This window comes from Lysinibacillus sp. RU7 (assembly GCF_057837305.1).
The window spans coordinates 94,688-115,185 of record NZ_JBYQFK010000010.1; the positions used below are offsets into that span (position 1 = coordinate 94,688).

At 37.6% G+C, this 20,498-nt stretch carries 19 protein-coding genes; 14 read left to right on the forward strand and 5 right to left on the reverse strand.

The features are described from left to right. Positions 1-20 precede the first annotated feature (20 nt). The 9 genes from AC3II9_RS09380 to AC3II9_RS09420 all read left to right on the forward strand — a co-directional run bounded on the left by AC3II9_RS09380 (position 21) and on the right by AC3II9_RS09420 (position 9,479). On the forward strand, positions 21-2,333 hold the full coding sequence (locus tag AC3II9_RS09380) for a penicillin acylase family protein (protein WP_489155163.1): 2,313 nt from the start codon (positions 21-23) through the stop codon (positions 2,331-2,333). A gap of 183 nt (positions 2,334-2,516) precedes the next feature. Continuing rightward, positions 2,517-2,894, forward strand: a complete 378-nt coding sequence (locus AC3II9_RS09385) for an ArsR/SmtB family transcription factor (protein ID WP_489155113.1) — start codon at positions 2,517-2,519, stop codon at positions 2,892-2,894. Next, positions 2,866-4,989: a heavy metal translocating P-type ATPase gene (locus AC3II9_RS09390; RefSeq protein WP_489155115.1), complete on the forward strand. Its 2,124-nt coding sequence runs from the start codon at positions 2,866-2,868 to the stop codon at positions 4,987-4,989. Before AC3II9_RS09385 ends, AC3II9_RS09390 begins: the two co-directional genes overlap by 29 nt. 130 nt (positions 4,990-5,119) lie before the next feature. Next, the gene (locus tag AC3II9_RS09395; protein WP_489155117.1) at positions 5,120-5,416 is read left to right on the forward strand and encodes a late competence development ComFB family protein; all 297 of its coding nucleotides are present in this window, start codon (positions 5,120-5,122) and stop codon (positions 5,414-5,416) included. A 316-nt stretch (positions 5,417-5,732) separates the two neighbouring features. Then, the gene (gene mntR / locus AC3II9_RS09400) at positions 5,733-6,152 is read left to right on the forward strand and encodes a transcriptional regulator MntR (protein WP_489155118.1); all 420 of its coding nucleotides are present in this window, start codon (positions 5,733-5,735) and stop codon (positions 6,150-6,152) included. 16 nt (positions 6,153-6,168) lie between these two features. After that, on the forward strand, positions 6,169-7,023 hold the full coding sequence (locus tag AC3II9_RS09405) for a CvfB family protein (protein ID WP_489155120.1): 855 nt from the start codon (positions 6,169-6,171) through the stop codon (positions 7,021-7,023). 94 nt (positions 7,024-7,117) lie between these two features. Then, positions 7,118-8,068 (forward strand): DUF1002 domain-containing protein, encoded by a 951-nt coding sequence (locus AC3II9_RS09410; protein ID WP_489155122.1) that lies wholly within the window; start codon positions 7,118-7,120, stop codon positions 8,066-8,068. 72 nt (positions 8,069-8,140) lie between these two features. Next, the gene (locus tag AC3II9_RS09415) at positions 8,141-8,419 is read left to right on the forward strand and encodes a GNAT family N-acetyltransferase (protein ID WP_489155124.1); all 279 of its coding nucleotides are present in this window, start codon (positions 8,141-8,143) and stop codon (positions 8,417-8,419) included. A gap of 652 nt (positions 8,420-9,071) precedes the next feature. Beyond that, positions 9,072-9,479, forward strand: coding sequence for a 3-oxoacyl-ACP reductase (locus AC3II9_RS09420; protein ID WP_489155126.1), 408 nt, complete (start codon positions 9,072-9,074; stop codon positions 9,477-9,479). Positions 9,480-9,667: 188 nt separating this feature from the next. Here the strand turns inward: AC3II9_RS09420 and scpC are convergent, their stop codons facing one another. Both scpC and AC3II9_RS09430 read right to left on the reverse strand, forming a co-directional pair. Beyond that, entirely contained in the window at positions 9,668-11,188 is a 1,521-nt protein-coding gene (gene scpC / locus AC3II9_RS09425) for a succinyl-CoA:acetate CoA-transferase ScpC (RefSeq protein ID WP_489155127.1), read from the reverse strand. A gap of 315 nt (positions 11,189-11,503) precedes the next feature. Continuing rightward, positions 11,504-12,154 carry a LytTR family DNA-binding domain-containing protein gene (locus AC3II9_RS09430; protein WP_489155129.1) on the reverse strand — a complete coding sequence of 217 codons (651 nt, stop codon included), beginning with the start codon at positions 12,152-12,154 and terminating at the stop codon, positions 11,504-11,506. 632 nt (positions 12,155-12,786) lie between these two features. On the opposite strand from AC3II9_RS09430, the gene AC3II9_RS09435 reads away from it, so the two are divergent. The 4 genes from AC3II9_RS09435 (at position 12,787) to AC3II9_RS09450 (ending at position 16,131) form a co-directional block, all read left to right on the forward strand. Next, a complete protein-coding gene (locus AC3II9_RS09435) occupies positions 12,787-13,581 on the forward strand; it encodes a helix-turn-helix transcriptional regulator (RefSeq protein ID WP_391374151.1) in 795 nt (264 codons plus the stop codon). Positions 13,582-13,855: 274 nt separating this feature from the next. After that, positions 13,856-14,611, forward strand: a complete 756-nt coding sequence (gene yidC, locus AC3II9_RS09440; RefSeq protein ID WP_489155131.1) for a membrane protein insertase YidC — start codon at positions 13,856-13,858, stop codon at positions 14,609-14,611. A gap of 12 nt (positions 14,612-14,623) precedes the next feature. Further along, on the forward strand, positions 14,624-14,872 hold the full coding sequence (locus tag AC3II9_RS09445) for a hypothetical protein (protein WP_391374157.1): 249 nt from the start codon (positions 14,624-14,626) through the stop codon (positions 14,870-14,872). Between the two features lie 455 nt (positions 14,873-15,327). Further along, complete coding sequence (locus tag AC3II9_RS09450; protein ID WP_489155132.1) at positions 15,328-16,131, forward strand: D-alanyl-D-alanine carboxypeptidase family protein; 804 nt, start codon at positions 15,328-15,330, stop codon at positions 16,129-16,131. Between the two features lie 35 nt (positions 16,132-16,166). Here AC3II9_RS09450 and cls read toward each other — a convergent pair whose 3' ends face one another. After that, positions 16,167-17,624, reverse strand: a complete 1,458-nt coding sequence (gene cls / locus AC3II9_RS09455; RefSeq protein ID WP_489155165.1) for a cardiolipin synthase — start codon at positions 17,622-17,624, stop codon at positions 16,167-16,169. Positions 17,625-17,752: 128 nt separating this feature from the next. Beyond that, positions 17,753-18,550: a YwqG family protein gene (locus tag AC3II9_RS09460; RefSeq protein WP_489155134.1), complete on the reverse strand. Its 798-nt coding sequence runs from the start codon at positions 18,548-18,550 to the stop codon at positions 17,753-17,755. Positions 18,551-19,012: 462 nt separating this feature from the next. Here AC3II9_RS09460 and AC3II9_RS09465 point away from each other — a divergent pair, with 462 nt between their 5' ends. Next, positions 19,013-19,153, forward strand: a complete 141-nt coding sequence (locus AC3II9_RS09465) for an Lmo0850 family protein (RefSeq protein WP_431028230.1) — start codon at positions 19,013-19,015, stop codon at positions 19,151-19,153. Positions 19,154-19,236: 83 nt separating this feature from the next. On the opposite strand, the gene AC3II9_RS09470 is transcribed toward AC3II9_RS09465, so the two are convergent. Then, positions 19,237-20,418: an FtsW/RodA/SpoVE family cell cycle protein gene (locus AC3II9_RS09470; protein WP_489155136.1), complete on the reverse strand. Its 1,182-nt coding sequence runs from the start codon at positions 20,416-20,418 to the stop codon at positions 19,237-19,239. Positions 20,419-20,498 lie beyond the last annotated feature (80 nt).

Consider the following 20,498-nt stretch of genomic DNA (forward strand, 5'->3'; position numbering starts at 1 on the left):
TACGTATTGTACTATGGGGGATGGGTATTGTTGCTAGTTTAACCGTTATTGCCCTCATTGCATTTAATTTTTACATTGGTAGTTCGAAACCGATTATCGATGGTGAGTTGACCGTGTCTATATTAGATGAAGATGTGACTGTGGTACGTGATGAAGCCGGAGTGCCGCATATTGAGGCACGGTCGGATGCAGACCTTTACCGTGCGCAAGGGTATGTGCAAGCACAAGATCGATTATTTCAAATGGATTTAGCACGTAGGCAAGCAAGTGGTCGTTTAGCAGAAGTAGTCGGAGAAGCAGCGATTGAAACCGATAAATTTTTCCGTACATTTAGTCTTCGTGATGCAGCTGAAAAATCATGGGATGGTTATGATGCCGAAGCGAAGCAAGTTTTAGAATGGTTTGCAGAAGGCGTTAATGCCTTTATGGAAGAAGAGCGCTTTTCATATGAGTTTAAGTTGTTAGGGTACGAACCAGAGCCATGGACACCACTTGATTCACTGACAATCGGTAAGTATATGGCTTATGATCTTGGAGGGAACTGGAGTCTACTTGCGTTTCGTCATTGGACATTAAATCATTTATCAGAAGAGCAAGTAGCTGAACTCATTGTCGATTACCCCAAGGAGGCACGCTCGATTATCGAGGCAAATGTAGCAAGTGAAGTACAAGTAGCAGGGGCATTTCATATCGATGCGATCCCGAATGAATTTAACGGTAGTAATAACTGGGTTGTATCAGCAGAAAAATCAGAAACAGGTGCCCCGCTGTTAGCAGACGATCCGCATTTAGGATTAGGTACGCCTTCTATTTGGTATCAAATGCATTTAAAGTCACCAGCACAAAATGTTAGTGGCGTTATCTTTGCAGGGATTCCGGGGATTATTTTAGGGCATAACGAAGAAGTAGCTTGGGGCGTAACGAATGTGAATCCACAAGTACAGGATTTATATATCGAAAAGCCAAATCCAGATAATCCGTATGAATTTTTATATGATGGTGAGTACTACGCAGCGGAAGTACGCGATGAACCAATTCAAGTAAAGGGTGGCGAAACAGTTGATTTTGAAGTGATTGTCACAAAACATGGTCCCATTATTTCAGACCTTGTGTTTGCGGAGGAGCCAGCAAGTGCTGTGTTTTCTATGCAATGGACAGCACTTGAGCCGACCCGTGAGTTGCAAGCTGTATTAGGCTTTAATAAAGCAAAAAATTGGGGGGATTTTGATGTAGCGCTCCGTGATTTTATGGCGCCTGCCCAAAACTTTGTATTTGCCGATACGTCTGGTACAATCGCTTATCGAGCAAATGGGAACGTACCAATTCGCAAAATTGGAAACGGCAAGCTACCGGTTCCGGGTGATTCTTCTCAATATGGCTGGAAAGGCTATGTGCCGTATGATGAACTGCCAACCGTGATGAATCCGGAAGTAGGCTATATTGCGACAGCTAATAATGAAATTATTGGAGAAGAATATCCGTATTACATTACAGATTTTTGGGCACAGCCATATCGTTATGAACGAATTGTGGAGCTGTTAGAATCGAAGGGTCGATTAAGTGTACAGGATATGAAGGATATCCAAATGGATACCGTTAATTTATATGCAGCAGAATTTTTACCGTATTTCATTGAAACTTTAAAGGTTGCAGATACAGAAGGGAAATATACAGACATTATTGCCACACTGGAAGCTTGGAATTATGATGAGGCCATTGATTCAAATGTAGCACTCATTTTTAACTTTATGATGGAAGAAATAAAAGAGACGTTATTTATAGATGCAATGCCTACAGATGTGTATAGAATGATGCCAGGGAAATATCAAATTATGGATAATCTACTGCGTGATGCATATGCGGATAACGAAGGGATTTGGGTGCAACAAGCTGGTGGTCTACAGGCGCTTGTTTTTGGTTCATTTGAAAGAACACTAGAAGAATTAAATGATTTATATGGTAGTGATTATAAGAAATGGGCATGGGGTGATTACCATCAGTTGACGTTTAATCATTCCATTGCGTCGGCACATGAACTCATTGCTTGGTATTTAAACCCGAAGCCACAACCAATTGGTGGATCACGGACAACGGTGCAAGCAGCAGCGAACAGAGCGAATGGTGAGGTGGATCACGGGGCATCATGGCGATTTGTAGTCGATTTGAGCGATTTATCACAGGCAGAGCATATCGTTGGTCCTGGTCAAAGCGGCCATAAGCAATCTGCCTGGTATCATAATCAAGTAGATGATTGGGCGAACGGAAATTACCATACAACAAGTATTGTAGGCAAGTATGATGAAGCCTATGAGCTCATTTTAAAGGCACAATAGCAGAAGTAGAAAGTGGAGGAAGAGCTGAAAACACAGCTTTTCCTCCATTTTTATTCGTTAAATGGTGTATACATCACGGGTTATATCCATGTTATTTTAAATATTCAAATAAATATTTGAATGTTTTATAGAAGTTGCATATAATAAGAACAATCAAACGACTATTTGAATGAGGTGAAGGAATTGTCAAAAGAAGTATGTGAAGTAACAGAGGTACATGGTGATGTGGTGGGACGTATTAAGCCACAAATACCGGACCTCTCAAAAGTAGCACAATTTTTAAAAGCATTATCGGATGAAACGAGACTAAAAATTGCGTATGCATTAACGCTAGAAAACGCCCTTTGTGTATGTGATGTGGCAGAGATTATCGGTTCTTCTGTTGCGACGGCATCACATCATTTGCGCTATTTAAAAGAACATGGTTTAGCCAAATCGTATCGTGACGGTAAGATGATTTATTATTCATTGGCAGATGATCATGTGTATCAAATTGTAACGATTGCGTATGAGCATTCCATAGAGGAGGAAGATGACGGTGGAGGAGAAGCAACAATATAGATTACAAAACTTATCATGTGCAAGCTGTGCAGCAAAATTCGAAAAAAATATACGCGGCATTCCTACTGTACAAGATTGCCAGTTGAACTTTGGCGCGGCAAAGCTAACAGTCGTCGGAGAAGTGACGGTTGAGCAGTTAGAGGCTGCTGGGGCATTTGATGGTATTAAAGTAACAAAAGCAGATGAACGGAAAAAAGAAGTAATTCCGTTTTACAAGCGTAAAGAAAATGTATTAGCCATTATTTCGTTGTTTTTTGTCTTAATAGGTTTAGCGTTTAGCTTGTCTTTAGGTGAAGGGAATGTCACGTCGAACACGCTTTACTTTATCGCGATTATAGTCGGTGGTATCAATATTTTTAAAATAGGGTTCCGTAATTTACTACGCTTAGAGTTTGATATGAAAACATTAATGACGATTGCGATTATTGGTGCAGCAATTATTGGTGAGTGGCAAGAAGCGGCCATCGTTGTATTTCTGTTCGCGGTGAGTGAAGCACTTGAAGCTTATTCGATGAATAAAGCGCGTCAATCAATTGAAACATTGATGGAAATTGCACCTGCTGTTGCACTCATTAAACGCGCACATGGTAGCCATTATCATGAGGTGGAAATGCCAACAGATGAGATCGTTGTTGGCGATGTGATGATTGTCAAGCCGGGTCAAAAAATTGCGATGGATGGCGTTGTAATTAGCGGTTCCTCAACGGTGAATCAAGCTGCGATTACGGGGGAATCTATCCCCGTGCAAAAAGAAGAAGGCGCAGATGTCTTTGCGGGTACTTTAAATGAAGAAGGCGCATTAGAAGTGAAAGTGACGAAGCTTGTAGCGGATACAACTATCGCAAAAATTGTGCACCTTGTCGAAGAAGCGCAAGCTGAAAAGGCGCCATCACAAAAGTTTGTCGATAAATTCGCTAAATATTACACGCCCTTGATTATGCTCATTGCTTTGCTTGTCGCAGTTGTACCACCACTGTTTACAGGGGAATGGTCATACTGGATTTACCAAGGGCTTGCAGCGCTTGTGGTAGGGTGTCCTTGTGCACTTGTCATTTCAACACCGGTTGCGATTGTAACAGCTATTGGTCATGCAGCGAAGAAAGGTGTGCTTATTAAAGGTGGTGTTTATTTAGAAGAGCTGGCGAAAATTCAAGCCATTGCTTTCGATAAAACAGGCACTTTAACGAAAGGAACGCCAGAAGTGGTCGCAGTTGTGCCGGCAGCATCTGTAACGGAAGAAACGTTATTGCGTAAGATCGGTGCGGTTGAAGAAAAATCACAACATCCACTTGCACGAGCGGTACTAAATAAAGTACATGAAAAACACATGAGCTGTTCAGAGCCAGTTGCATTTCATTCGGTGACGGGGAAAGGGGCTTATGCAACAGTTGAAGGCGAAAAAATCTATGTAGGCAGCCTCAAATGGATTGAAGAGATGATACCTATTAATGCTGATATCAAGAAACAGGCAACACAGTTTGCACGTGAAGGAAAGTCGGTTATTGCAGCGGCATCAAATACGCAATTTTTAGGTATTTTAGCGATTGCAGATCAAGTACGTGCAGAAAGCAAAAATGTGATAAAATCACTGAATAAACAACAAGTGAAAACGGTTATGTTAACAGGAGATGCTGAACTTACAGCGAATGCTATCGCACAGGAGTTAGATCTTGAGGATGTTCGTTCATCATTGCTACCAGTACAGAAGCTAAATGCCATGAAGCAATTGCAACAACAATATGGTTCCGTTGCAATGATTGGTGATGGGGTAAACGATGCACCTGCACTCGCAACCGCCTCAATTGGTATTGCCATGGGCGGTGCCGGAACAGATGCAGCACTCGAAACAGCAGATATTGTATTAATGGGTGATGATTTAGAAAAATTACCGTATATGATGCGATTAAGTAAGAAAACATTATCTATTATTAAACAAAATATTGTGTTTGCTTTAGGACTAAAAGCGATTGCTCTATTACTTGTGATCCCTGGATGGCTTACATTATGGATTGCGATTTTTGCTGATATGGGGGCAACATTACTCGTTATTTTAAATTCCTTAAGGTTAATGAAAGTATCAAATTTTAATCAATAATATCAAAAAAGCGATATTTCCTTGTGAATTTTCATCTAAATAAATACGGCTAGTTGAGTTCTTGATTTGATAGTTATATGATGGAATGAACGGGTGTTTATTCAGAAGAAAAATGAGGCGAAGGAAATATATGGAACAACTAATGCTAGTAAATGTTACGGAGGAAATTGTTCGAGGATTAGTAAAATTTTTACTTTACGGAAATGAGTACCAGACATTCTGTCATTGTGAACAATGTATAATTGATATAACCGCCATTGCATTGAATGCATTAGCACCAAGATATGTAACGTCTTCACAATGGCGTGATACAGTGTTTCGCGAAATGAACACACCTGAACATCTAGAGGAAATTAATAAACAAATAATCCGTGCGATTCATGTCATAGGAAGCAATCCACATTATAGAAGTGAGCCGAATAAATAGCTTCGGCTCATTGTTATTTTCAGCTCACTTTTTATCCCGCATTAACAGGCATTAATTTATCTGTACCAAAAGCGAAGCAACAGGTACAAGATTTCCAACTCAAGGAAGAAAAGAAGCGATGAGTGTAGGTGAGAGGTCACCTACTTGTGTTCCTTTCTCAATGAGCGAGGACGATTGGCCGAATAAAAGTGTCACATCGGTGTGACAACGCCTGTCTTAGCGCATCCTATGCATCAAACCGCCACTGATTGAAGTTTCACTTTATGTGACATTGTAGTAAACTTAAATTAGCACTTGGAAAGAGAGGGGACAAGATATGCCAACACCTAGTATGGAGGACCACATCGAACAAATTTATTTATTAATTGAAAATAAAGGGTACGCTCGTGTGTCCGATATTGCGGAAGCATTATCTGTTCTACCTTCCTCAGTTACGAAAATGGTCCAAAAATTAGATAAGGACGGATATTTAGTATACGAAAAGTATCGAGGCTTAACATTAACGCCTAAAGGAGTAAAATTAGGGAAAAGGCTTGTGCAACGTCATGAGCTATTAGAACAATTTTTACGCCTCATTGGGGTTGATGAAGAACGTATATATGAGGATGTTGAAGGAATTGAGCATCATTTGAGTTGGAATTCAATCGATCGTATTGCAGATTTAGTACAATTGATGGAAGAACAGCCTGAATTTATGCAGAAACTTGAACAGATGAAAACACAGCATAATGTGTAATGAAAGGAAAGAACAAATGAACGAATTAAAATCAGGTCACATCGTTTCATTAACAGTTTTAGAAGAGCAAGGGTCACGTTATCTATTAACAAATGGTGATAGCGAGATTCCGCTTAATCAGTCTGAGGTAGCAGAGCCTTTAGTAATCGGTGATCAAATAGACGTATTTTTGTTTACAGATCGTCGTGGAGAATTACAAGCAACAGCAGCATTGCCGACTCTTCGTCAAGGTGAATATGGCTGGGCGCGCGTATTAAAAGTAACACGTGAAGGGGCATACACAGATATCGGTACATCACGTGAAGTGCTCGTAAAAGCGGAGGATTTACCAGCATTACAAGAGTTATGGCCACAAGCGGGCGATTATTTATATATGACATTACGTGTTGATCGTAACGGCGATTTATTTGGTCGCTTAATTACAGAAGAAAAAGTGAATGAGCTGTACGAAGGTGCGTTTGAAAAGATGCATAATCAAAATATTATGGCGCGTCCTTATCGCTTATTACCTGTAGGGTCGTTCCTACTCGGTGTAGATGCACCTTATCGTATTTTTGTTCATAATTCTGAAATGAAAGCAGAGCCACGCTTAGGACAAGAAGTAGCGGTTCGTATTATTGATGTAAAAGAGGATGGCTCATTAAACGGTTCGCTTCTGCCACGTAAGCATGAGCGCTTAAGTGAAGACGCAGAGAAAATTTTAGCGTATTTAGAAAGTGTAGGCGGTAAAATGCCATTTAGTGATAAATCATCACCGGAAGAAATTCAAGACATGTTTGATATGAGTAAAGGTGCGTTTAAACGTGCGCTTGGCACCTTAATGAAGGCACGAAAAATTAAACAACAAGATGGCTGGACAGAAATCGTCTAGCAATAAGGCAAAAGGTAGAAAGCGCAGAAAAGCTCTTTTTGAAACCTTTTGCTTTTTTTAGCGTATGTATTATCTGAAAGGGGAGGTTTCTGACATGAAACGCAAATACGTTAAGATTTGGATGGTATTAGTAGTTGCTATAGCAATGATACTACCAACACAGGCATTGGCTTCGACTGGAACACCAAAGCCGATTGATGAAAAATTAGGTGTACCGATTGTAGTATATGGTGCGAATCTTTCTGAGGCCGAGCGCGAATTGGTGAAGACGGCACTCCGCGTTGAAGAGGAACCAGAATTCGATGAAATTACGGTAGCAGGTGAAGATTTAGTCAAATACATTAAAAATAGTAATGCGAGCTCACGGATGTATTCATCTGCCAAAATTACACGTCAAGAAGAAGGCAAAGGACTAGGCATTAGTATCGTTACACCGGAAAATATTACACAAGTAACAGCGGAAATGTATGCAAGTGCTATGCTAACAGCAGGTATTGAAGATGCGATCGTTGAAGTAGCAGCACCAAAAGCTGTAACAGGTCACTCTGCACTTGTAGGCATTTATAAAGCATATGAAGTAAAAACAGGAGAGACGCTAGATATTGAGCGTACGGATGTGGCAAATGAAGAGCTTTCAGTAGCGACAGAACTAGCGGAAAATTCAGGGATTACAGAAGAACAAGTAGCGAATCTATTAACAGAAATCAAAAAAGAAATTGCAGAGCAGGCACCAGCAACAAAAGAAGAGGTACAACGCATTGTTGAGGAACAGTTAACGAAACTACAAATCAATTTAAGCGAGCAAGATCGCCAGCTATTAATCGATTTAATGGATCAAATTCGTAATTTAAATATTGATTTTTCTCAATGGTCTGAGCAACTATCTGATTTAAGCAAAACGATTGAAGAGAAGTTTGGCGGATTAAGTGATTTAGTGCAAGACGAAGGTTTTTGGAATGGTGTGAAAAATTTCTTTACTAATTTAATGGATACAATCGCTAGTTGGTTTGGCTCAAGTGATAATTCAGATACACAGACCGAGTAAAATTTACGATAGTTTTTGCTAGAGGTCACTATATTTCTTTTGCTATATTAAAAAGCAAAGGGAGGGATTATAGTGGAATTTAAGTTAAACAAAGCGGGGATGCATCATGCATTTGAATACGAGCAAGAAGGGCGCCGTCTAGCAGAAATTACATGGGTGGAAATGAATGGTGTGATGACAATGGATCACACCTATGTATCTGATGAATTACGTGGACAAGGTGTAGCCAAAAAACTGTTGGATGAAGCAGCAAACTATGCACGTGCAAACAACTTGAAAATGAAAGCAGTATGTTCATATGTTGTTGCAGCATTTGAAAAAAGTACGGATTATAATGATGTAAAATTTTAAAAAAGTGAAGCGGGAGAGTGTCCGAGAAGGAATTCTGGGACACTCTCTTTGCGCCGAGGATGGTGGAAATTTTATTTCTACCACCGCAGAAGCACCGCCTGCAGCGGATATTGAACATACGAACGAAGCACTGTCCGTAAAAGTAACACTTTTCGGACAGCCCCCTACTTTTTTAGAAAAAGATTATTAGGAATTATAGCAATTAGTGTTTATATAATGGGTTTAGGGTACAAGATTTTTTAAAGGTAGAGTATTGAAGCTAAAAGTTCATTCGCTTACTGTGCATTAAAAAACGATTAAATAAATAAAAAATGTTAAAATACTAGCCACACCGGCAAAGCTCATTATCTCTTTCCAATCATATGCAATATCTTTAGTTTCAAACATATTCTCGCCCCTTTACGTAATGTAAATATATTCATTTATAACCCATAATATTAATATTTAGTTAAAATTTTTAGATTATTTAGATAACGGAAAGTATAGTCGTTTATATTATACAAATAATAAAATGGTGCTTTATGAATCATAAAGAAATGGCATATGGATAATATGTATTTTATATTGACAGTATTTACATCTCGAAATCATGTTTAAAAATAATGGTTGGCGGGAAAATATTTCATATACCAACTACATGGAGGGATGAATGATGGCAAAGTTAAAAGGTAAGGGAGTTGTCCTTGCGGGATTAGTGGCAGGTGTAGTGTCATACTTAAGTAAAAAAGAAAACCGCAATAAGACGGTAGGATATTTAAGTCAATTGAAAAAGGAAATGGATACTTTTCAAAAGGGAACTAGCGGTATGCAAGGGACAATGAATGCTACAAAAGAATCACCCGAAAAGAAAGATATAGGTAAAAATAAAGCAGCAACCTTTATGGCGATGACAGAGAATAGCGAGAAGCATCCAGAGAAGGAAACGCTAGAAGATATTGCTTCAACAGCAGCACAAGCAGCTAATACTGTACTCGAAGGGAATCATATGATTGATGAAGGTGCACAAACGACAGTTTTGCATTACAATGAGGAACAACATCAGCAAAATGAATATCGTTAGAAGTTCTGTGTAAATAAATATGTATAAATGATGAAAGGTTGTGCTGTAAGTGTTACTTACAACACAACCTTTTTGGGTGGATACAGCAACAATATACATGAATGAGGAATTCTCACATTTTATATAATGCTTGTCGTCAAAACATAATAAAAAACTCGGCAAACCTAGGTTTGCCGAGAGAATTTACATTAAGCTTTTGCAATTTCTTTTTTCATTGTTTTGTTTTCAGCAAGGCTTACGTGCCAAGAAAGAGCTTCTTCTAAAAGGTGTGGCGTTTGTACACTGCCGTGTTTTTCTACTGCACGGTTGTAGTAGTCCCATAATTGCTCTTTGAAGTCTGGGTGAGCACAGTTTTCGATGATTAGTGGTACACGCTCTTTTGGCGCAAGACCACGTAAGTCAGCGATACCTTGTTCTGTTACAATTACATCTACATCATGTTCAGTATGGTCTACGTGAGAAACCATTGGTACGATTGAAGAAATCGCGCCACCTTTAGCATATGATTTCGTTACGAAGATACCAAGACGAGCGTTACGTGCGAAGTCACCAGAACCGCCGATACCATTCATCATTTTTGTACCTGAAACGTGAGTAGAGTTTACGTTACCATAAATATCTAACTCAAGAGCTGTGTTGATTGAGATTAAGCCCAAACGACGGATAAGCTCTGGGTGGTTAGAAATTTCTTGTGGACGTAAGCAAATTTTATCAGCGTAAGCTTCTAAGTTACCGTAAACTTTCTTTTGTAGTTCTTCAGTTAATGTGATAGAAGTTGCAGCTGCAAAGCGTACTTTACCAGCGTCGATTAAGTTAAATACAGCATCTTGTAATACTTCCGAAGATACAACTAAGTTTTCGAACTCAGAATCAGCGAAACCGTCAAGAACTGCGTTTGCTACTGAACCTACACCTGATTGTAATGGCATAAGCTCGTTTGTTAGACGACCCGCTTTGATTTCATCACGGAAGAAGTCTAAAAGAATGTTTGCCATTGTTTGAGTTTCCTCATCTGGAGGAACGATTAATGAAGGCGCATCTGGCTCTTCAGAAATTACGATAGCTTGGATTTTTTCTACAGGTACACGAATACCGATTTCACCAATACGTTGTTCAGCGTTTGTGATTGGAAGTGGTTCACGCTTACCTTGCTCACCTGGAACATAAATATCGTGGATACCGATTAGCGACTCTGGGTGAGAGATGTTTAATTCAACAATAATGTTTTCAGCGTACTCAGCGAAAACTGGTGAGTTACCAACAGAGTTTGTTGGGATGATTAAACCTTCTTCAGTAATTGCAACTGCTTCAACGATTAAATGTTTGATTGGACCAATGATACCTTGGCGTACTAACTCAGCGTTGTGAGAAAGGTGTGCATCAACATAACTTACTTCACCTTTATTGATTAGGCCACGGATTGTAGCGTCACCTTGGAAAGGACCGCGTTTGCGGATTACGCCAGCTTCCGCTAAGTGTTTATCTACTTCAGGTCCTAAAGAAGCACCTGTATATACATCAATTTGGAATTTTTCGTTTTTAGCACGTTCTACTAAAGCCATAGGAACAACTTTTGCATCCCCTGCGCGTGTAAATCCAGACATACCTACAACTGTGCCGTCTTGGATTAATGCAGCAGCTTCTTCTGCAGACATGATTTTATCTGCTAATTGTTTTAAACCTAAACGTTTCTCAACTCGTGGATCCATTTTAAAATCCTCCCCTAATATAAGTTTAATGATGGTTTAAATGAACAGTTAGAAAATTGTGTGAGAATTTTCTGTTTATTTAATCAGGTTGAATTCTCAACCGTTTGAAATAATAATATCACCAAATTGTCACAATTTCTTTATGTTGCGCATGAAAGTGCTTAAAAATCGAATGAAAGAGAATAAATATGTATTTTCGACAGAAAAAGCGTTTTCATACCGTGACCGATGAGGGAGCTTTTTGACAAAAAAATACACAAAGTCTTTCGTTTTTAGGACAAAAGTCTTTGTGTATGAATAATTAATAATGGTAAATTAGAAACCGAGTGAACGACGGAAATAACTTGCGTAACGTTGAGAAACAGGAATACGTGTACCGTCCTTCATAATCAATAAGAATGTTGAGTGAGAATCTGGTTGGATTTCTTCAATATAATCAATATTCACGATGTATGAACGGTGGCAACGAATAAATGAATCTGGAGCTAAGAACAGTTCTAAATCACTTAAATTTAAACGGTGGTAGCCTTCGCGATTCATTGTTTTAACAAATGTTTTACGAAGTTGTGTCTCTAAATAAATTACTTGATTATGTTTAATTGGGTACCAGCAGTCATCGATTTTAACTGTAATGTAGTTTGTTAAAAATGGTGATGGCTTTTGTGGGAAAATAGCAGTAATAGCACCTTTTGTTTCGCCTTCTTCAACTAATGGTATACTCATACCGAAATAAGGCACACCGAATACATCTGGCTCGATGTATGTACTAATTTTTTGGCCATACGTTAATGCTTTGTGGGCAGCTGATCCTTCTTTAATTGGATCACCTGGTTTGATTTTTAAATCTACTTTTTTGCTTGGCTGATAGTATAAATATTCATTGACATCAGAAATTGCGATAGACGTATTCTCAGGGAAAAATTCTTTAATAACGTCCATAATTTCTTCAATTTGTTTTGGATCCACTTTATAAACACCTCTTTTAAGCAATTTTACATAATTATTTTATATTTTACTACATTTTTGTAGAAATTAAATAGAGAAGATTGAGGAATAATGGACAGAAATTTATTCATTTTTAAAATTTATAAAGAAAAAATATATAAATGCAAAATAAGAAAATAAATTTCGGATTGCTTCATTATTATTAACTGGTATGCTTAATATTATATCATGTCTTTACAGATAATTAGTAGTAAGATTACTTCTTCTTTTAGTGATGGGATTTTTGTACTATTCATTATAACAAATTTAAGTTGAAAAAAAATCGCAAAATATGGTAATATTCACTGTAGTTAGTAAATAAAGTGCGTATTGAGAATTTATCGTTATATTAAGTATGGAACATCTAATAAAGAAATATATAGAGGGTGTTTCTTTTTTAGACGTAAGAAACTTTATGTTATCAGCATATGGACCGGAAGGCGGCGACTCCAGCGGGAAGCGTACGCCTGTAGTTAAATGTGCAGTCAAGTACATATTTTGGTGAAAGGCCTAAAAAATATTTATTTTCTACTATCATATTTTTAGTTCTTTGAAGTTATATTTTGTAAAAAAAATATACCTTTAGAACTTAGAAGGAAAGATGGAGGTAATCTATGCAATTACATCAACATTCGATATCTGAAACAATTTCCAAAAGATACTTCCAAGAAATCGATAATATCAATCAATATCAAGGGATTGAGGAGTTCTTTATTATTGAATCAAAGCTGTTGTTTGAGATTTATCATTTAGAAGCAGCAAAAGCGAAGAAATCTTTACATGAAATTATCGATATTTTATCGATTCGTTTTGGAAAACAGGTCATTAAAGTTGTACGCCATTATTTTATCATTTTATCATCTATTGTTGCGCGTAAGCTTCTAGATAATCAAGTGCCTATGAAAAAAGCTTTCGCGTTTAATTTAGCTTGTGCCGATATGATTGAAAATCAGATGAAAGATGCAGAGTTTTTGCAATTTGCAGATGACTTAATCGACTTCTATGTTTATTTTATTGCGGACCGCAGACAGCCAACATTCCGTCACCAAACGGTAAACAAAGTGATTATGTATATTAATGATGAACTGGAAAATGATTTAACAGTAGAAAGTATTGCAGCAAATTTCCATATTAGTACAAGCCATTTGTCACGTATTTTCCGTGAGCATGTGGGAATTACGTTAGTCGAATATTTAAATGTACGTCGTGTAGAAGAATCACAGTATTACTTGCGTCATACGAATAAAAGTATTACGTCGATTTCAGAGCAGTTCCATTTCTGTAATCAAAGTTACTTTACTCGTATTTTCAAGAAATATACAGGGGTTACACCGAAGCATTTCCGTGATGAATTGCATCATGAATTTTATCGCTTTGAAATTGGCGAACCAGAATACGAAAAAGTATAAGCGAGAGGTCCTGTTACATGAAGCAGGGCCTTTTAGTTTGGAGATAAGAAGCGTTCATACGTTTGTGTAGGCAACTTCGATATATAAATTCCCTAAAAGAGTAGCATATAAAATGGTGTGTACTCGTACTTGAACGAGTAGTTTGATTCAATTCTCACGTTGGATCGACTTGTGTGATGTTGGTGTGAGCTAAAAAAATTTTTTCGTGTATATTGGCGCCTATAGCTACATTCCTGTATACTTCAACTGTAATCAAAAGAAGAAGGTGACAATGATGAAACATTTAAAGCTAGGTAGTCTACTCCTAACGGTATTGTTTATGTTAACGGGATGTCAATCTGTCGAAAATGAAGAAGGCTTTTTTTATAGTATTTTTGTAAGGCCGATGGATGCATTGCTTGATTTTTTAGGTAACTCTGTATTTAACGGCAGCTACGGATTAGCGATTATCGCAATTACGGTTGCTATTCGTTTAGTCTTAATGCCTTTCATGTTGAAAAATTATCGTAAGCAAGCCCATATGAAGGTGAAAATGGATGTTGTGAAACCTTTAATGGAAGATGTCCAAGCACGTATGAAGGCTGCAAAAACAAAAGAGGAGCAACTTGCTATTCAGCAAGAAATGATTGCCTTATATCGAGAACATAATATTAACCCGTTAAATATGGGCTGTTTACCGATTGTCATTCAAATGCCGATTATTATGGGGTTATATTTTGCGATTCTTTATTCCGCAGACGTAAAGACACATGAATTTTTGTGGTTTAATTTAGGATCTCCAGATATTTTAATGACAGTAATTGCTGGAGTGATTTATTTTGTGCAAGCACGAGTGTCACTATGGACAGTTCCAGAGGCACAAAAACAGCAGATGAAATGGATGATTTATATTTCACCGATTATGATTGTCGTTATTTCGTTTACATCGATGGCTGCATTACCACTATATTGGTCAGTTGGTGGCTTTATTTTAATTGTACAAACATATTTAGGACGTAAGTTTTTCTCGGAAATTCCAGAGAATAAATAAGGGGCTTCAACTATGAATGAAAAAAGTGTTTCACTTATCTTAGTAGCAATTTCGAGTTTGCTTGCTTTATATTTTGGGGTTACTGGTAACTTTCAAGTAGCTGTTTTGTTTTTAACCATCATGTTTACGTTAACAAACTTCTTTCGTTATCGAAGCTTTAAACAACAAGGATTAGAAAAGGAATCAAAGTGGATGCGTAGTATGGCAATGTTCTTTGCTATCGCAACACTAATTGTTTTATATATCATTATTACAGGATAAACAGAGGGTGGTGTCCAGGAGGTAAAAACTTTCAGAACACCCCCTTTACTCTTTCATCATGATCGAGTAAGAAATATTGCTCCTGCGATGGTCGCATCAACATGCCTTTTCAGACGGCCCCTTTTCTAAAAGTCACTAGAATAAAAAATCAAACGTGTTAATTTACCTTTTATTGTTAATGAAATCGTGTAAAACGTTGATTTCCGCTCCATTCGGCTCGCTTTCCACGGGCATGGCCTCAGCCTCCTCGTCGCTCGTACCTCACTCCTGCGGGGTCTTCAGCTCATGCTATTCCCGTAGGAGTCTCGCCGATTCCGCTACAATCAACTGGCAAGTCATTTTTGATTACGTTTTTGCTAAAGAAACACGCTTCTATAACAGGAAATATTTTTATAATCAACACACCTGATAAAAAATGATAGAATAAGTGTATTGTTGAAGAAAGTAGGCGTACTATGAGAAAATCAAGAGTGAATCAACATAAAAACAATAAGTTAATAATTATTATTAGTAGTATCATAATGTTTTTAGCCGTTATGGTGGTCGGTATATATGCTTATAAAGACACATTGTTTCCATCTACAGCAGGAGAACAGAATGTTGACACACCACCTACTGTAGCACAGCCCAATGAAGTGGAAGAGAATGGGGAACAGCCGACTACACCGCAGAAGGAACGACCAGAAGTAATTGAAGTAGATGCAGGTGGATATCGCATTGAAACACCAGAAGTAATCGAGCCGACATACGTCGATGGGATTTTAATTGCTAATAAAAAACATCCATTACCAAAAGATTTTAATCCTGGTGAAAGTCCTGAAGCCCGCGCTGCTTTTGAACAAATGGCGATGGCCGCAAAAGAGGTAGGTCTTGAGCTGGTCGCATTTAGTGGATTTCGTTCCTATGATTATCAAACAACACTGTATACAAATTACGTAAACCGTGATGGGAAAGAGGCGGCGGACCGCTACAGTGCACGCCCAGGATACTCCGAGCACCAAACAGGTTTAGCATTTGATATTGGTGAAAATAGCCGTCAAGATTTATGGTTAACAGCCGAATTTGGTGAGACACCTGCTGGAAAATGGTTAGTAGACAATGCGCATAAATATGGATTTATCCTACGTTTTCCAGAGGGGAAAGAAGATGTAACAGGCTTTATGTATGAATCATGGCATTTTCGTTATTTAGGAGTCGAAACAGCGACAGAGGTAAAGAAGTCAGGTTTAACACTAGAAGAATATTTAGGTGTGGAATAGTAAATGGCGAATCCGATTTTGGGATTCGCCATTTTTTATAAAATCGGTGATAATAACCTGGAAATGGATTCTTTAAATTTTACCCGAAGTGGTCGATTTTCGTAAGTTTCCATTGTAAGCTCCGTACAATCAAAAATATCTTTTTCGAAAATTTCGGCTAAGTTATGAGAAATAGCATGATTATAAATGAATGCATTGACTTCGAAATTTAAACTGAAACTGCGAACATCGATATTAGCTGTACCAACTGTTGATATTACGTCATCGACAACAATCATTTTGGCATGAATAAAGCCTTTATCGTAATGGTAAATTTTCGCCCCTGTTTTTAGTAGCTGCCCAGCATACGAGTAAGTCGCCCAATAGACAAATGGATGATCTGGTTTATTTGGAATCATAATGCGAACATCAATCCCGGAAAGTGACGCAATTCTTAGTGCGTCTAAAAATCCATCATCTGGAATGAAGTAAGGTGATTGAATATAGATGTATTTTTTAGCACTCATAATCATTTTAATATAGCTATTTTTAATTGTAGCGTATTCTGTATCAGGCCCACTTGAAACGATTTGTATCGCAATATCGCCCTTTTGCGGGATAGCGGGAAAATAACGCTCGGAATAGTTAATGCAATAATGCACAGTTGCTTGATTCCAGTCGAGTAGAAAGCGTGTTTGTAATGGGTGTACAGAACTACCTTCAATCCGCATATGTGTATCACGCCAATAGCCAAATCGCGACTTCAAGCCTAAATATTCATCGCCAACATTAAACCCACCAATATAACCAATCCGTCCATCAATCACAACGATTTTACGGTGGTTACGAAAGTTTAAGCGCGGGTTGATGAGTGGGAAAATCGATGGGAAAAATATTTCAACTTCTCCGCCGACTTCCGTTAATTCTTTGAAGTGACGTTTTTTGATACCACGAGAACCCATTTCATCATATAAAATACGAACTTTTACCCCTTGTTTCGCCTTTTTAATCAGTGCATTTAAGATACGTTGTCCTAAATTATCAAGCTTGAAAATATAATATTGTATATGGATATGATCTTTTGCTTCTAAAATATCTTGAAGCAATGCCTCGAATTTATCACTCCCGTCATCGAATAACTGTATCGCATTATCTTGTGTTAGCACAGCGTTGTTTGTAATTAAATTCATGTAGATAAGCTCTTTAAAATCGTTTATATGCTCTTTGCGAAATTCTAGTTTCTCTTCTTTTAATGCGTCGATTTGATAACTAATGAGTTTTTCGATGCCGATATCTTTGCGGCCTTCCCACCGGAATAAATGTTTTTTTCGTAGTTGTCTTCCAAGAAGTAAATATAAAATAAACCCAAATAGTGGAATGAAAAATAAGACGAGAATCCATGCCCAAGTGGAAGAAGCGTCTTTTCTCTCTAAAAAAATAATCGTCATAGCAAATAAAATATTGAGCATGGCAACCAATAGAGCGAGGATACTAGTTTCGAATGAAAAAGTCATTTGATTACCTTCTTTCATATTCTCTCATCTTCTTATAGTAACGTATTTTTTCGGCTAAATGTATGTATTTCCACTATAAAAAATAAAACCTCTCAGCGATGCGAGCATGCTACGCCAAAAGGTTTGGATTAGTAGTCTTCTATATACAATAAAACATCTGAAAAGTCACATTTTGCTAATTGATTATGATTAATGAAAAACTTTAGCACACCTGAATCTCCCCACATGATGCCCATTTCATCATCTGAAACAATTTGAAGAAGGAGTGTGTCGTATTTTCTGAGCGATGCAGTAGTAGCACGGATGTCCTCGTCAATAAAATAAGGATAGCCACCTATTTTATGGTCCGCACTTGAAAAATAATGAAAGTAAATATCGCTAAATCGTTGCTGTTCTGTTTGTGTAAATTGTTCAATAAGGTTCGGTGAAATATACTCGTTTAAACGATAGTCTGTTGCAGAAACCGGTTCAATTTCTCTTGAAAAAGAGAGTGATAACTCTTTTTTAAAAGGAAATTGGTGCATTGAGACTCCGTGTAAATAAGTAAAGTCCTTTATCATTTCATATACTTCTGTGATAGGGGAATAACGTATTTTAAAATAATTTGACGGTAAAATATTCCCAGTTTTAAGTGTTTGTTCATAGCTCCATGACGACATAAAAAATTGCAATAATCCTTTTGTTGGAAATGGTGAAGGGAAAGAATTCTCTGAAAAATTAATTTGTGCAACGAGCAGCATATATTCTCCTGTTGCATCTCTTGGATGAGTGGCCCCTTTTGGTAAATAAGGCATTCCACCGAGCTTGCTATTCATTAGATTAGTTGTTTTTGTACTAGGCATACATCGCATATAGTCCATCGCAGATTGTTCTAGCATTAACCGAAAGCGTTGCAATTGCTTTGGTATTAAAATTGACTTTGCCATCATAAAGACTCCTTCAACTAATATGTGTGTCAAAACCTCATAATAAGCTCTCAGCGGTATATTTTAACAATCTCTCCGTATAAAGCATAGTTATATATATTAGAAATATAAATAGTGAATGTTAGTTTTAAGTCGTAAAAGTATTGCATTGGTTATGATGATGCAATGCTTTTAACAAAAATTATATGCTTTTATAAAATATTTTATACATATATCGACAAGACGTTAAATCGACTCATTACAGTATACAAATAAAATGTTTAAACTTGCTTAAAATAGGAAAAGATAATTATGTGTTCGATTTACTTGACTTTTAGAACTTGTAACATAATTGAAAAACTTTTTTGCATACAATAATGATATGATAAGTTCAGTTATAAAAGTCAGACATCTAATATTTAACATGAAACTTTTTACAAGTAAGGACGTTAAAGTATATAAGGAAAGATTGAGGTGGGACAGATGACGAAGGAAATCGATTTGAAAGAAGTCGTAAAAAACTTATCTACATTAGGCGTGAAGGCAACTGTTACGAAATCACGTCTAGAACTTTTAAAAGTTTTAACACCACCAACGCAAACTCCACAAACACAAAATGCGTAAAATAAAGCTGCCTTCATTTCAATGGAGGCAGCTTGTTTTTTCGTAGGGAGTGTATAGGGACCGTCTCGTATGCACTATATGTTTTAATCTTCATCATCGTGTGCGGAGAACATATACGTACGATAATGGAATCGCATACTAAATACTAAACCGATTGCAAGTGCATTGCCCATCAGTGAACTACCACCATAACTAATAAATGGTAGTGGTATCCCTGTAATTGGGAGTAATTGAATCGTCATGCCGATATTTTCGAATACATGGAATGTAATCATCGCAATAATCCCTGCACATACATACGTACTAAATGGGTCTTTTAGTAAAAGTGTTGTCCGTGTTAAATGATAAATTAATAAGAAATATAAGCAAATGACGATACTTGCGCCAACAAATCCCCATTCTTCCCCGATAACGGTAAAGATAAAATCGGTATGCCCTTCCGCCACGTAAACTTCACGACCGAATAAGCCTTTACCGAAAATTTCACCAGATCCAATCGCGTTCAGCGAGGTAATAAGGTGATAGCCTTCATTTGCCGAGTAGGAGTAGGGGTCAAGCCAAGAGTAAATCCGCGCAAATTGATACGCTTTAAATCCGAATGCTTCTTCGAGGAAGTCTTGCATATAAAGCGCCATCCATAATAAAGAGCCCCCAACTGCTACTGCACCACCGAAAATGGGTAAAATGATTTTCCACGATACCCCTCCTACAATAACTAGGGCGGCTGTAATCGCTAAAAATACAAGAGATGAACCAAGGTCAGGTTGTGTCATAATAAAGCCAAGTGGTACGAGCAATGTTACAGCGATTTTTCCGAGTAACATAAAGTCTGATTTAATCGTTTTGACTTGGTATTGTTCATGATGTTTACTAATTAAATAAGCGGATGCTAAAATATAGAAGGTTTTCATAAATTCTGATGGCTGAATATTGCCAACCGGGGTTGAAAACCAACTTTTTGCGCCGTTTACACGTACCGCAAAAGTACCTTCTGGAATAACAAAGAGCGCAATTAATAAGAATACACCAAAACCGTACAATACCCATGCCATTTTTTTGTATTGGTCGGGCTCAAAATACATAACGAATGCGACAATGATCGCACCAATGACATACCAGCGAATTTGCAACGGTACGAAGTTAATGCCATATTGCCCAGAAGTTTGCGCAGAGCCAATCGCGAGCAAGCTGACAGCAAGAAACATCATTAGTATAAAAAAGAGCGTCCAATCGAAACGTTTTGTGAAATTTCTATTATTATTCATGAATGCCACCTTATTTAAAATCAAATCATTGGCAGATAAGAGGGAATCATTTTCTAATCTGCATAAGAAAAGACATCAAC